Origin of the sequence: Streptomyces marokkonensis, from assembly GCF_039539045.1 — a bacterium.
Taxonomy (GTDB): domain Bacteria; phylum Actinomycetota; class Actinomycetes; order Streptomycetales; family Streptomycetaceae; genus Streptomyces; species Streptomyces marokkonensis.
The window spans coordinates 70858-83743 of record NZ_BAABCQ010000001.1; the positions used below are offsets into that span (position 1 = coordinate 70858).

Annotated in this window: 10 protein-coding genes and 4 pseudogenes; 9 read left to right on the forward strand and 5 right to left on the reverse strand. The window is 71.9% G+C overall.

Features of this window, described 5'->3' with window-relative positions:
* Positions 1 to 55: 55 nt before the first annotated feature.
* Together ABEA26_RS00345 and ABEA26_RS00350 are read right to left on the reverse strand one after the other, a co-directional pair.
* Positions 56 to 1587: pseudogene (locus tag ABEA26_RS00345) on the reverse strand (sugar-binding domain-containing protein); the annotation flags it as partial.
* Between the two features lies 1 nt (position 1588).
* A pseudogene (locus ABEA26_RS00350) lies at positions 1589 to 1889 on the reverse strand (ABC transporter substrate-binding protein); the annotation flags it as partial.
* Between the two features lie 152 nt (positions 1890 to 2041).
* Here ABEA26_RS00350 and ABEA26_RS00355 point away from each other — a divergent pair.
* Complete coding sequence (locus tag ABEA26_RS00355; RefSeq protein WP_345588021.1) at positions 2042 to 3097, forward strand: LacI family DNA-binding transcriptional regulator; 1056 nt, start codon at positions 2042 to 2044, stop codon at positions 3095 to 3097.
* Positions 3098 to 3121: 24 nt separating this feature from the next.
* Here ABEA26_RS00355 and ABEA26_RS00360 read toward each other — a convergent pair.
* Together ABEA26_RS00360 and sigJ are read right to left on the reverse strand one after the other, a co-directional pair.
* Positions 3122 to 3539 (reverse strand): annotated as a pseudogene (locus tag ABEA26_RS00360) (hydrolase); the annotation flags it as partial.
* 296 nt (positions 3540 to 3835) lie between these two features.
* A complete protein-coding gene (gene sigJ / locus ABEA26_RS00365) occupies positions 3836 to 4756 on the reverse strand; it encodes an RNA polymerase sigma factor SigJ (protein ID WP_345588023.1) in 921 nt (306 codons plus the stop codon).
* Positions 4757 to 4858: 102 nt separating this feature from the next.
* Between sigJ and ABEA26_RS00370 the strand changes: the two genes are divergently transcribed.
* The 4 genes and pseudogenes from ABEA26_RS00370 (at position 4859) to ABEA26_RS00385 (ending at position 7317) form a co-directional block, all read left to right on the forward strand.
* Positions 4859 to 5221 carry a hypothetical protein gene (locus ABEA26_RS00370; RefSeq protein ID WP_345588024.1) on the forward strand — a complete coding sequence of 121 codons (363 nt, stop codon included), beginning with the start codon at positions 4859 to 4861 and terminating at the stop codon, positions 5219 to 5221.
* A gap of 289 nt (positions 5222 to 5510) precedes the next feature.
* Entirely contained in the window at positions 5511 to 5948 is a 438-nt protein-coding gene (locus ABEA26_RS00375; protein ID WP_345588025.1) for a hypothetical protein, read from the forward strand.
* 197 nt (positions 5949 to 6145) lie between these two features.
* A pseudogene (locus ABEA26_RS00380) lies at positions 6146 to 6349 on the forward strand (sugar kinase); the annotation flags it as partial.
* A gap of 59 nt (positions 6350 to 6408) precedes the next feature.
* A complete protein-coding gene (locus ABEA26_RS00385) occupies positions 6409 to 7317 on the forward strand; it encodes a Gfo/Idh/MocA family protein (RefSeq protein WP_345588026.1) in 909 nt (302 codons plus the stop codon).
* Positions 7318 to 7352: 35 nt separating this feature from the next.
* On the opposite strand, the gene ABEA26_RS00390 is transcribed toward ABEA26_RS00385, so the two are convergent.
* A complete protein-coding gene (locus ABEA26_RS00390) occupies positions 7353 to 8234 on the reverse strand; it encodes an SDR family oxidoreductase (RefSeq protein ID WP_345588028.1) in 882 nt (293 codons plus the stop codon).
* 610 nt (positions 8235 to 8844) lie between these two features.
* Between ABEA26_RS00390 and ABEA26_RS00395 the strand changes: the two genes are divergently transcribed.
* The 4 genes from ABEA26_RS00395 to ABEA26_RS00410 all read left to right on the forward strand — a co-directional run bounded on the left by ABEA26_RS00395 (position 8845) and on the right by ABEA26_RS00410 (position 12857).
* Complete coding sequence (locus ABEA26_RS00395; protein WP_345588029.1) at positions 8845 to 9762, forward strand: ABC transporter ATP-binding protein; 918 nt, start codon at positions 8845 to 8847, stop codon at positions 9760 to 9762.
* On the forward strand, positions 9759 to 10556 hold the full coding sequence (locus ABEA26_RS00400) for an ABC transporter permease (RefSeq protein ID WP_345588030.1): 798 nt from the start codon (positions 9759 to 9761) through the stop codon (positions 10554 to 10556). Before ABEA26_RS00395 ends, ABEA26_RS00400 begins: the two co-directional genes overlap by 4 nt.
* A 109-nt stretch (positions 10557 to 10665) precedes the next feature.
* Positions 10666 to 11397 (forward strand): response regulator transcription factor, encoded by a 732-nt coding sequence (locus tag ABEA26_RS00405; RefSeq protein WP_345588032.1) that lies wholly within the window; start codon positions 10666 to 10668, stop codon positions 11395 to 11397.
* Positions 11394 to 12857, forward strand: coding sequence for a sensor histidine kinase (locus ABEA26_RS00410; RefSeq protein ID WP_345588033.1), 1464 nt, complete (start codon positions 11394 to 11396; stop codon positions 12855 to 12857). Before ABEA26_RS00405 ends, ABEA26_RS00410 begins: the two co-directional genes overlap by 4 nt.
* Positions 12858 to 12886 lie beyond the last annotated feature (29 nt).

Below are 12886 nucleotides of genomic sequence, written 5' to 3' on the forward strand. Positions count from 1 at the left end.
ACCGCGCGACCGGAGGGCCGGAGGCGATCGTCGCCTTTGGCCCCCCGGAGGTTCGCTAGGCCGGGTCCTGATCCTCGATCGCGGCCGGGCGCGGCTGCGCGGCACGGATACGCTCGACGTCGAGTTCCACGCCGCGGTCGAACCGATAGATGCCGTTCTGCTCCTGGAAGACGTCGGTCAACTGGGTGTATCAGTAGCCGAACATGTCACGGTCCCCCAGCAGTACCTCGGTGAGACCGCTGAACCGCTCGTGGAACTCGTCCTCGTTGCGGACCCGTTCCCCGTAGCCCCAGGAGACGGTGCGCTCGTCGCCCGACCGGTCCGCGGCCGCCTCGGGGTCCCACCAGATGCCGCCGAACTCGCCGACGAAGTACGGCTGGCCGCGGTAGGGCTGGGAGTAGGGGGCTCCGCTGTCGTGGGCGTTGACGAAGGGGCGTCCTTGGCGAGGCCGGACATCAGCTGCCGGAAGGCGGCCGGGTCCTGCTCGTAGTTGTGGGAGTCGTAGATGTCGGTCGCGGCGACCCGGTGGGCGTAGCCGGAGGCGTCGATGACCGGCCGGGTGGTGTCCATGGCCTTGGTGGCCAGGAACATCGCCCGGGTCACGGCGTCGAGCCCGGTGATGCGGTCGTGCAGCTCTGGTACGTCTCGTTCAGCGGGCACCAGCCGATGATCGAGGGGTGTGAGTAGTCGCGTTCGAGGGCCTCGAGCCACTGGCCGACGTAGGAAGCGTCGGGCTGCTGGTTGTCGCCCGAGGAGCCGCCGGTCTCGCAGCCCCAGTCTCCGAACTCGCCCCAGACCAGGTAGCCGAGACGGTCGGCGTGGTACAGGAAGCGTTCCTCGAAGACCTTCTGGTGCAGCCGGGCTCCGTTGAAGCCGGCTTCCACGGCCAGCTCGATGTCCCTCACCAGGCGTCAAGGAGTTCGAGGCGCAGGTCGTACAGGGGCGGATCGCCGGGGCTCCACTCGCGTCGCCGGTCGTCCGGCGCCGGCAGGTGCAGGCGCGGGGCGAGGTCCAGGTCGGCGCGTGCCTCGGCGCAGGCCACCTCGCCGTGGGCGTCGCCGAGGACGGCGCGTACCCGGTGGCCGGGACGGTTGCCGGACAGGGGCAGTTCGAGGTGGAAGGCGGAGCCGGCCAGGTCGGGGGTGACGCGGGGGCGGCGCAGGTGGAGGTCGGGGACGGGCTCCAGTCAGACGGTCTGCCAGATGCCGGTGACCCGGGTGTAGTTGCAGTCGTGGTTGCATACCGCACGGCCTGCTTGCCGCGTGCCTGCGGGCCGGACCTGGGGTCGCGGGCGCGGACGGTGACGACGACCTCGTCCCCCGCTTGGACGATGTCGCCGAGGTCGGCTGTGAAGGGGGTGAAGCCGCCGCGGTGCCGGGCGACCTCCTTGCAGTCGGCCCGTACGGTGGTGTCGTAGTCGACGGCGCCGAAGTGCAGCAGCACGCGGCGCCCTGCCCACGCCGCCGGCAGGGCGATGGCGCGCCGGTACCAGACGGCTTCCAGGAAGTCGGTGTCGCCGATGCCGGACAGCTCGGACTCGGGCGGTAAGGGGACGGGGATCTCACCGCGCAGTTTCCGGTCGAGCAGACGCGTAGCCCGCCAGCCGGGACAGACGCATGGCGGCCACGTCGGAGGCCCGGCCGCCGGCGGCGGACATGGCGAGCATGGTGTAGTAGGACGGCCCCGAGTCCAGGATCGTGCGGTCGCCCTCGGAGCCCTTGGCGCCCTCGGACCCCTTGGCGCCCTCTGGCCCCTTGGACACGGCCTCGATCATCTCGTCCATCAGCATGCCGTCGCCGCCCTGGAAGAGGTCCCAGACGCATAGCGGACGCGCCGGAGGCGGAGGCCGGTGAGGCGCAGCCCGACAGCGGGGCCGCCGCGAGCAGGGCTCAAACGGGAACTCGTCGCGGACCTTTCGACGGCCGGACGCTCATGCGGTGGCTTGCTTTTACATCGATGTACATCGGCTGTAAAGAGCTGGGCGGCCCATGCGGCTCCGGGACATAGACTCGGCAGTCGCGTGAGAGGCAGGGAGGTCTCGGTGGCACGGCCCAGGATCAAGGACGTCGCACGTCATGCGGGCGTTTCGGAGAAGACCGTGTCCAATGTCATCAACGACTACGCCCACGTCTCCGACCGGACCAGGCAGGTGGTGCGCGAGGCCATCGAACACCTCGGGTACCGAGTGAACCTGGCAGGCCGTCACTTGCGCAAGGGCCGTACCGGCATCATCGCCCTTGTCGTTCCCGAACTGGACATCCCGTACTTCGCCGAGCTGGCCCGGCATGTCATCCGCGAGGCCGAGCAGTGCTCCCTGACCGTCCTGATCCATCAGTCCGGGGCGGACCGCGCCCACGAGCTGGCGGCGCTGGCCGGTTTCGGTTCCACCTTCGTGGACGGGATCATCCTGAGTCCGCTCGCCCTGACCGCCGACGACCTGCGCGATCGCGTGGGCGCCCCGCCCACCGTGCTGCTCGGGGAACTGCTGGAGGAGGGCGCGGACCATGTGGCCATCGACAACGAGCGTGCCGCACGCGAGGCGACCCACCATCTGATCGGTCTCGGGCGCCGCGCCATCCTCGCCGTCGGGGGACGCGACGACTCGGGCCTGGGGACCGCGGAGGCCCGTACCCGGGGCTACCGTGCGGCGCTGTCGGAAGCGGGCATCGCCTACGATCCGGCTTCCCTGCTGCCGGTCGGCTCCTTCAGGATGCCGGACGGGGCCCGGGCGGTGGCGCGTGCGCTGCGCGACGGTGCCCGGCCCGACGCCATGCTCTGCCTCAACGACCAGCTGGCGCTGGGCGCGTTGCGCGCCCTGCACGAGCTCGGGGCCAAGGTGCCCGAGGACGTCGCCGTCATCGGCTTCGACGACGTGGAGGGCGGGCGGTTCTCCGTACCGACGCTGAGCACGGTGGCTCCCGACAAGGCGGCGGTGGCCAGGGTCGCCGTACAACTGCTGCGGCGCCGCATCGAGGAGACGACGGGAGGGGACGGTGCGAGTGCGGCCGCCGAGTCCGCGGTGCTGTCGCCGCAGGACCGCATCGTGGCCCACCGGCTCGTCCTGAGGGAGAGCACGGAGGGCCACGAGCGGCTCTGACGTCGCGGTCGGCCGGGTGCGTCGGTTCACGTAGACCTCGGCGCGGTCCACGCTCGCCCAGGAAGCCCCCAACTGGGAGTTGTGCTCACCCGTCACCCGGATCCGCGCAGGGTGTGGCCGCCGTACGCGAGCCGTGGGCTGACGTACTGCACCGTCTCTCCGACGCGGATCGGGTCGTGGAAGTCCAGCCGTTGCCCGGGGCCTGTGTCGACGCTGACGGCCGTGTAGCCGTTGCCCGTGTCCTTGACGGAGAGCAGCGGCCGTCGTCGTTGATCCAGCGATTGCCTGTTCCGGGGTCGCCGGAGGGCAGGTTCTGGGTGGCGCCCGTCGCGAGCGGCCGGCCGAAGTCGGGGCTGTCGTCGACTCGCCGGGTGAACTTCCGGGCCCGCGCGGTGCGGTTGGTGCAGGTGTAGGCGGACGTGCTCCTGACGTTGTGTGCGATGACGGTGCATCAGGCCAGGGGCGCCTCACCCTCCTGCCGACAGGGCGCAGCATGGCATTCCATTTGCCGCAGACCGTTTCGTCGGTGCCAGGTCGTATGTGTAGAGGCCGGAGCTGATGGCGGGCGGACGGCGCAGGGGGAGGGGCAGGGGCAGGCAGGGGCAGGGGCAGGGTGAGTCCTGACCCCGGCTTTCGGTGGCTCGCCGGCGGGGCTGTCGCCCGTCCGCGGACGAGAGAGGCCGGGTGACGGCCCGTTCGCTCATGGCCGCCCGCCTGGACCGGGCGGCGGTGGTGACATCACGACTCGCCGGACGGGTCCCGGCCGTCCCGCGCCCACGGCCGCAGCTTCTCCGGATTGCGGACCACCCAGATCCGGGTGACACGGCCGTCGCCGACTTCGAACGAGGCCACGGTCAGGACGGCGCCGGCACGCCGGGCCACCAGGCCCGGCACACCGTTGACCGACCGCTGCAGGAGTTCGAGCCCCGGAGCCTTGTCGGCGATGGCGACCATGTACTGGGCGATGCGCGTGCCGCCCTCGATCGGACGTAGGGCGGCACCGGCCATGCCGCCCCCGTCGGCGGTCATCACAGCGGCCGGGTCGAGGAGGTCGACGAGGGCCGCGATGTCCTTGGTCTCCCATGCCGCTTTGACATGCCGTACCGCGTCGGCCTGCCCGGCCGTCGTCGCCGGCGCGGGAGCGGCGCGCGCCCGCCGCCGGGCGGAGGCCGCGAGCTGCTTGCAGGCCGCGGGGGTCCGGCCGAGGACGTCGGCGATCTCGGCGAAGGGATAGCGAAAGACGTCGTGCAGGACGAAGGCCACCCGCTCGGCGGGGGTCATCGACTCCAGAACGACGAGGAAGGCCATGGTCACCGATTCGTCCAGCACCATCTGATCGGCGGGGTCGGTGCCATGGCCGTGGTCCCACTCGGTGTGGTCGGGCAGCGGATCGGGCAACCACGCGCCGACATAGCGTTCCCGCCGGGCCCGCGCCGAGCCGAGCACGTCCAGGCAGACGCGGCCGGTCACCGTCGTCAGCCAGGCGCCGGGAGACACGATCTCGTCCCGCCGGCCATGTGGAAGCGCGTACCAGCGCGCGTACGCCTCCTGCACGGCGTCCTCGGCCTCGGCCAGTGACCCGAGCAACCGGTAGGCGACATTGATCAGTTGGCGTCGCTCACCGGCTGTCTCATCGGTGCGCGTCCCGGCCGTTCCCATACTCCCGACCGCCTCCTCGCCTTACCTTTCGCGGGCCCGCGTCGTCGGGCTGGTGTGAGCTTACCGATCTACCGCCCGTTGGCGGAAAGAGGGGACCTTGACATGGCAGCCTCGGCGACGACACGGCGCCGCTTCCCGTTCCTGCGGATAGCGATCGCCGTGCAGACCCTGACCATCTTCCTCCAGGCGGTCTCCGCCGGACTGCTGATGTCCTCGTCCTACGGGGAGGCGCTGCACAGTGCCGGAGCCCGCGTGATGTACGGGGCGTCGATGCTGTACGTGCTCGCGGCGGTGCTGGCGTGGAAGCCGGGCGGCGGCTCGCCCCGGCCCGTCTGGCACGCGTCCGGCTTCCTCGCCCTGGCCTCGGTCCAGGTGGTGGTGGGCATCGCCCACATGCCGTCGGTCCATCTCCCTCTGGGTGTCCTGATGTTCGGTCTGAGCGTGCTGGCGCTGGCGCGGCGCTGAGGTCCGGCACCGGGCCGTCAGACGATCACGGCCTCCCAGGTGTCGACGGCGTAATGGACCGTCATGCCCTTGCGGCCGTAGAGGCGGGGGCGCCCGTCGCGGTCTCGATGTCGACGCCGAGGCCCACGTAGTGGTCGATTGGGTCGCCGCAACGGGTTTTCCGCCGGCCTCGGTACCCGCGCGCCGCCCTCTTCGTGATGCCGCCGTCGGCCCGGACACGTAGGGCGGCGAACCGCGGGCATACGGATGTCCCGAGGCCCTCTCCGTCGCCGACCAACGGGAGTTCCCTGTGACGCCGAGCCTGCGCACCGCCCGCGCGTGTCGTGCCGCCGCCGCCCTGCTCCTCGCCGCCGCCGGATACGCGGCCACCCACCATCCCTGGCTCGCCCTGCCCGGCCTGTACGCCGCCGCGGTGTTCGCCTGGTGTGCCGCCCGTGTCCGGACGGAGCACCGGCTGCGTCTCGCGCGGGCCCAGCGCGCCGAGCGGTTGGCCCGCCCCCGCCGACAGCGGCCGCTCGTCGCCCTCGCACCGTGCTGCGTGTTCTGGCAGCAGTCCGACGGCGCCCTGCACGGCCCGGGGTGCACCCGCCCCGCCGCCGCGCGCGTCCCGTTCCGGGACGACTGCTGCGAGCGGTGGTGGACCTCGCTGGGCGCACGGCACGACACGGGGTGCCGCCGGTACGTCGGTGCTTCGCGGGAGGACCGGGCCGGCACGACTCCGCAGTAGGACCGTCGGCCGCCGGAGAGGCGGGCGGTCCCGGGAGCAGCGGACGTGACCCGGTGCCGGGTCGTCGTCCCTCCTTCGGTTACGCCGAGGACGGCGTCCCCCGGGCGGCCCCGTCCGGCCGTTCCCCTTCCAGCGCCGTCCGCAGGGCCAGCGGAGTGGCTGCCGCCCAGGCCTGGGGCGAACAGGAGTGGGGGTAGGGGACCGGTTCCGGGGTGCCCTTTCTGACCGGGGTGCGGGAGCTCGTCTACCAGCGCGCCTTGCCCCGCGCCACGGCCAACCTCCAGGTCGTCACCTCGCGGCTCGGCGACCACGCGGGGCTCGTCGGAGCCGCCGCCATGGTCGTGGAGCACCTCCACTCCCCCGCCGGCGCCGACGCCCGGCTCGACCGCCTGGCCCCTTGACCGCGACACCGCCGTCCCATCGGAAGCCCCGAAAAGGGTTCCAGAAAGACAGGAACACCGTGACCGCAGCCCTCGCCCCTTGGACCGACCGGCCCGTCGAGGTCGGGCTCGTCGGTGCCAACCCCTGGGCCCGGGCAATGCACGCCCGCGTGCTGGCCGCCGGGCCGGAGACCCGGATCGCCGCGGTCTGGGCCCGTCGTACGGAGGCCGCCCGCGAGACCGCCGCTCCCTACGCCGCCCATGTGGCCGCGGACTTCGACGAGTTGCTGGATCACTGCGAGGCCGTGGCCTTCGCCGTGCCGCCCGCCGTCCAGGCCGAACTGGCGCCGTTTGCCACCGGACGAGGCAAGGCCCTGCTGCTGGAGAAGCCGCTCGGTGCCGATCTGCCCGCGGCCCACCGGGTGGCCGACGCGGTCGCCGAAGCCGGTGTCGTCTCCCAACTCGTGCTGACCAAGCGCTATCACCCGACGACGCGGGCCTTCCTGGAGGCCGCGCGCGCCTTCGATGTGGCCGGGGCCCGCTCGTGCTACCTCCACGGCGCCTTCCTGCAAGGCGACTTCGCCACCGGCTGGCGCCTCGAACACGGTGCCCTCCTCGACCTCGGCCCCCACCTGGTCGACCTGCTGGATGCCGCCGTCGGTCCCATCACCCACATCCGGGCCACCGGCGACCCGCGCCGCTGGGTGGAGCTGACCTGCGAACACGAGAACGGGGCCGTGAGCCAGGCCTCGTTGTCGGGCTCGGTGGCCGTCCCCCGCGCGCTCACCCGCGTCGAGCTCTTCGGCCCCGGGCGCCCGCTGGTCTACGACACGGCCGGCATCGACCACGAGGAGTGCTGGCCCGTCCTGCGCCACGACTTCGCGACGGCCGTCCGCACCGGCACACCGACCCCGCTCGACGCACAGCGCGGCCTTCACCTGCAGAGCCTGCTGGACCAGAGCCTCCTGGACCGGGCGGCCCACGGCTGAGGCAGCGGGACTCGGCCGGGCACGCCGGTGCCGCGTCAGCGGGTGTCCGTCAGACCGCCGGTGACGGCGACGACCTCACCGACGGTGAAGCTGGAGTCCGCGTCGGAGGCCAGGTACACGTACGCGGGAGCCACCTCCTCCGGCTGGGCCACCCTCCCCATGGGAGCCGAGCTTCCCAGGTTGGTCAGATAGTCGTCGGGGAACCGCTGGCCCGCCAGGTTGAGCACCGTCCAGGTCGGCCCCGGGGAGACGATGTTGGCGCGGACGCCGCGCTCGGCGAGGTGGGGGGCGATGGACTTGGTGAAGACGACCAGAGCCGCCTTCGAGGCGGCGTAGTCCATCATCATCTCGCTGCCCTTGAGCGCCTCCTCGGACGCGGTGGCGATGACGGCGTCACCGTGGGAGAGGTGCGGCAGGGCCGCCATCACCAGGTGGAAGTAGGCGTAGACGTTCGTCTTGAAGACCCGGTCGAAGTCCTCGGCGGTCAGGTCGCAGAGGCTGTTCTGGCTGTTGAGGTAGGCGGCGTTGCTGACCAGGACGTTCAGGCCGCCCAGCTCCGCGACGGTGCGTTCGACGACATCCGCGCAGAAGGCCGGTTCGCACAGGTCGCCCGGCAGCAGCAGACAGGTGCGGCCCTCCTTCTCGACCGCCTTGCGGGTCTCGTCGGCATCTCTCTGCTCCTCGGGCAGGTGAACGATGGCGACGTCGGCCCCTTCACGGGCGTAGAGGACAGCGACCGAACGGCCGATCCCCGAGTCTCCCCCGGTGATCAGCGCGACCTTCCCGGCGAGCTTTCCGGAGCCCCGGTAGTTGGGGGCGAGGTAGCGCGGGCGCACTTCCATCCGCTCTTCCAGCCCGGGGCGCTGCTGGCGCTGGAATCGGTAGGGCGGAGAGAGCTCCGCCTCCTCCTGGGGCATCGCCGGACGGTCGAGCGGTCCGCTCCCCGTTCCGTTCCTCTCCGCCATCTGGCCTCCACACGATCGCACGCACGGTCGGCGCCACCGTCCGGCGGCGCCCGGCAATCGGATGTCCCGAGCTCAGGCACTCAAACAAGTCACCTCAGAGGCCGCGGGAAAGCAGAGCCGGTCGGGCAACGGCCTGGATGCCCCCGAGGGCCGTCCTGGACACACCCGGGGTCCATGCCGGCCGGGGCGATGCGGGCCTCCGAGGAGGCTCCTCCTGTCCGCGCCCCGGTCCGACAGGACCGCCGGCTTCCCCCCTGACCCTCCGTGGCCACTCGCCCTCTGCCGTCGCCCAGTCCCACCCCGCCGGTGGGTCCCACCCCGCCGGTGGGTGCCGCTGTTTCACTGTGCCGGACTCGAGTCACCCGGTCCTCGGCGTGCGGTGCCGTCATTCCCGGCGTGGCGTGCGGCCTGGATCCCAGTCGGCCGCACTTGGCGTTTCCTGTGAGTGAGGTGCCCCGGCCGTGGGCGGCCGGCGGGCGGTACGCCGCGGGAGCGCCGGATTCCCAGATTTCTCCCAGAAGCTCCCAGGAACCGGTCGGCCCGGCCCGTCAGGATCTCGCCCATGACAAGGATCGACGTACAGGGACTGACCAAGCGGTACGGGCCCGACACCGTGGTGGACGACCTGTCGTTCACCGTGGAACCCGGGCAGGTGACCGGCTTCCTCGGGCCGAACGGCGCAGGCAAGTCCACCACCATGAAGATGATCATGGGCCTGGCAGCCCCCACCCGGGGTTCGGTCACCATCGGCGGTCGTGGCTACCGCGACCTTCCCGTACCACTGACGGAGGTGGGCGCGCTGCTCGACGCCGGCGCCGTCCACGGCAGCCGGAAGGCGTACGACCATCTGCTGTCCCTCGCGGTGAGCAACGGCCTCTCCCGTGGCCAGGTCGGTGAGGTGCTCGCCCGGACCGGGCTGGAGGGTGTGGCCGGCAAGCGGGTCGGCGGGTTCTCGCTCGGTATGCGTCAGCGGCTCGGTATCGCGGCCACGCTGCTGGGCGACCCACAGGTCCTGATCTTCGACGAGCCGGTGAACGGACTGGATCCCGAAGGCATCCGCTGGATCCGGGACTTCATGCGTTCCCTCGCCCGCGAGGGCCGGGCGGTACTGGTCTCCAGCCACCTGATGAGCGAGATGGCGCAGACCGCCGACCATCTGGTCGTCATCGGCCGGGGCCGGGTCATCGCCGACACCGGCATGAGCGAGTTCCTGCAGACCAACGGGGTGAGCAGCGTACTCGTCCGCACGCTCGAACCCGGCGCATTCGCACGACGACTGACCGCCGCCGGGGCCACCGTTCGGGACGGTCGGGAGTCCTCGCTCGTCGTCTCCGGCATGACCAGCGAGGACATCGGCAGACTCGCCGTTTACCACGGCGTCGCGCTCAGCGAACTCGCCCCGCAGCGTGCCTCCTTGGAGGACGTCTTCATGGAACTGACCAAGGACAGCCTCGAATACGAGGGGGCGACCGCAGCATGAGCGCGCCGACCACGTCCGGGGTGACCTTCGCCCACACCCTCCGCGCAGAGTGGATCAAACTCCGCAGCCTGCGCTCCACCTGGTACACACTGGTCTGCCTCTTCCTGGTCGGACTCGGCATCACGGCCGTGTCCATGAGTTCCGCCGGTCAGGAGTACAAGACCGCGACGGCCGCGGAACGGCAGACCTGGGATCCGACCAACCTCAGCCTGACGACGTACATCGTCGCCCAGTTGATCATCGGCGTGCTGGGCATCGTGGTCGTCACCTCCGAGTACGCGACCGGCCTGATGCAGACGTCGCTCACCGCCACGCCCCGCAGGCATCGGCTGCTGGCGGCCAAGGTGGTGCTGGCCGCGGCCGTCACCCTGGTGGCGGGTCAGGTGCTGATGTTCGCCGCCTTCCTCCTGGGACAGGCCCTCCTCACCACGCAGGACGTGCCGTACGCACGGCTGGGCGACCCCGGTGTGCTTGCCGCCGTGGCGGGCGGCGGGCTCTATCTCTCGGCCATCGCACTGCTCGCCGTAGGTCTCGGCACGATCATGCGGGCCACGGCGGGAGCCCTCGCCACCCTGGTGGGGATCATCTTCCTGGTCCCCGGCATGGCCGGCCTCTTCCCCTCGGCGTTCCAGGGCCTGGTCGACTTCTGGCCGACCGCGGGCGCGGCGGCGGTCCTGGCGACGGTCCCGAACCCCGACTTTCCGCACCCCTGGCTGAACCTGGGCGGAATGTGCCTGGGCGTGGCCGCCGTGCTGGTTTCCGCATTCGTCGTCTTCCGACGCCGCGACGTGTGACGCCCGGGATGGCCGGGACGCCAGGGATGGCCGGGATGGCCGGGGTGACCGGGACCGCGGCGCCACGAGGGTACGGGTTCCGCGGCCCGGCCTCCGTATCCTGGCCGGCATGGAACGATCGGGTGGGACGGTGACGCCTCGAGGGGGTGCCGAGCAGCTGCTGGTGGTGGACGACGAGGCCACTGTCCGGGAGCTGCTCTGCGCGGCACTGCGTTTCGCCGGATTCCGGGTGACCTCCGCGGCGACCGGCACCGAGGCGGTCGCCGCGGCCACCGAGGAGCCCCCGGACCTGGTGCTGCTCGACGTCATGCTGCCGGACATGGATGGCTTCGAGGTGGTCCGGCGGCTGCGCGACCAGCACCCGGCCGGTCGTGGCGGACCGGTGCCCGTCCTCTTCCTGACCGCCCGGGACCGGCAGGCGGACAAGGTCACCGGGCTCTCCCTCGGCGCCGACGACTACGTGACGAAGCCGTTCGACCTGGAGGAGCTGATCGCCCGCATCCGCGCGATCCTCCGCCGTACCACGGGCCACCAGACCGATGTGCTGACGGTGGGCACGCTGACGCTCGACGCCGAGGGGCACCAGGTGACGCGGGCGGGGCTGCCCGTCCGCGTCTCCGCCACGGAGTTCCGGCTGCTGCGGTATCTGATGGAGAACGCCGGGCGCGTGGTGTCCAAGGCACAGATCCTCGACCGGGTGTGGCGCTACGACTTCGGCGGGGACGCCAGCATCGTCGACACCTACATCTCGTATCTGCGCCGCAAGGTCGACACCGAGGAGCCGAAGCTCATCCACACCGTGCACGGTGTGGGCTACGTGATGCGGGAGCCCCGGCGATGAGGCGCCTGCTGAGCCGGCTCTCGCTGCGGGCCAGGCTGCTGCTGCTCACCGCCGGGCTGCTGCTAACCGGACTGAGTCTGATCAGCGCGGCCGTCTCCGACCGCTTGCAGGACTACCAACTCGAGCGTCTCGACAACCAGTTGCGCTCGCTCACCGCGCTCATCCAGCGAAGTTCCGCCATCGGGCCGTCCGAGATCGAGGACCCCGCCGCCTTCCCCGAACTACTCGGCCCCGGCCTCGACCTGCTCGGCGCCCCGTACCTGGTGTTCCTGGACGCGGACGGCGAGGTGACGCGGCGCGTGCACACGCCGGGACTGGACAGCTCGTTCCTGCCGCCGTCCGACGAGCTGCGCACGGTTCCCACCGACGCCACGGCCGTCGATCTCCGCTCCGCGAACGGCTCGGAACGCTGGCGGGCCGTCGCCCGGCCGACCGACGCGAGGGACGCAACGGTGGTCGCGGCGGCGCCGCTCGCGGAGGCCGACGCCACCATCGACCGGCTCCGCACCAGCAGCGTGATCAGCGGTGCCGTCCTGCTCGTGCTGCTGACGGGAGTCGGCTGGTTCGCGCTCGGCCGGGGCCTGGGCCCGCTGCGCCGCATCGAGCACACAGCGGCCGCGATCGCCGACGGGGACCTCACCCGACGCGTGCCCGGGCTCGCTCCGCCCGGTACGGAGATCGGCCACCTCGCGGCGTCGCTCAACACGATGCTCGGCCAGCTCGAGCGAGCCTTCGCCGACCGGGCCGCGTCCGAGGCGCGGATGCGTGCCTTCGTCGCGGACGTCAGTCACGAGCTGCGCACCCCGCTCTTCGGCATCAAGGGGACGACCGAGCTCTACCGGATGGGCGCGCTGCCGGAGCGGTCCGACGTCGACGAGGCGATGCACCGCATCCAACGGGAGGCCACCCGGCTCACCGCCCTCACCGAGGACCTGCTGCTGCTCGCCCAGCTCGACGAGGCGCCCGAGGGACAGCTCGATCCGGCCCCGATGGACCTGCGCACTCTCGCGGGCGGCGCCCGCCACGACCTGCGCGCCCTCGACCCGTCCCGACCGGTGGAACTCACCGGGCCGGGAGGCGTCGGCCCGCCCGGCCCGGCCCCCGTCCACGCCGACGAGGCCCGGCTGCGGCAGGTCGTCACCAACCTGGTGGGGAACGCCGTCGCCCACACCCCGCCGGGCACACCGGTCAGGATCGGCGTCGGCACGGAGGGTGGTCGCGGCGTGCTCGAAGTGGCCGACGAAGGCCCGGGGTTGACGGCCGAGCAGGCGGATCGCGTTTTCGACCGCTTCTACCGGGCCGACCGTTCCCGAAGCCGCTCGGACGGCACCAACGCCGGGCTCGGTCTCGCCATCGCCCGTTCCCTCGCCCGGGCACACGGCGGCGACATCGAGTTGGAGACAGGAGTCGGCGAGGGCGCACGCTTCCGGCTGACACTCCCCCTGCCGGCCCAGGGCTGAGCCGGCAGGGGGCTGAGCAGGCTCGGAGC

Coding starts and splice junctions, on each gene's coding strand:
- ABEA26_RS00410 (WP_345588033.1), top strand. CDS start 11,394: ATGAGGCGCCTGCTGAGCCGGCTCTCGCTGCGGGCCAGGCTGCTGCTG.
- sigJ (WP_345588023.1), bottom strand. CDS start 4,756: ATGGGAACGGCCGGGACGCGCACCGATGAGACAGCCGGTGAGCGACGC.
- ABEA26_RS00370 (WP_345588024.1), top strand. CDS start 4,859: ATGGCAGCCTCGGCGACGACACGGCGCCGCTTCCCGTTCCTGCGGATA.
- ABEA26_RS00405 (WP_345588032.1), top strand. CDS start 10,666: ATGGAACGATCGGGTGGGACGGTGACGCCTCGAGGGGGTGCCGAGCAG.
- ABEA26_RS00390 (WP_345588028.1), bottom strand. CDS start 8,234: ATGCCCCAGGAGGAGGCGGAGCTCTCTCCGCCCTACCGATTCCAGCGC.
- ABEA26_RS00400 (WP_345588030.1), top strand. CDS start 9,759: ATGAGCGCGCCGACCACGTCCGGGGTGACCTTCGCCCACACCCTCCGC.
- ABEA26_RS00395 (WP_345588029.1), top strand. CDS start 8,845: ATGACAAGGATCGACGTACAGGGACTGACCAAGCGGTACGGGCCCGAC.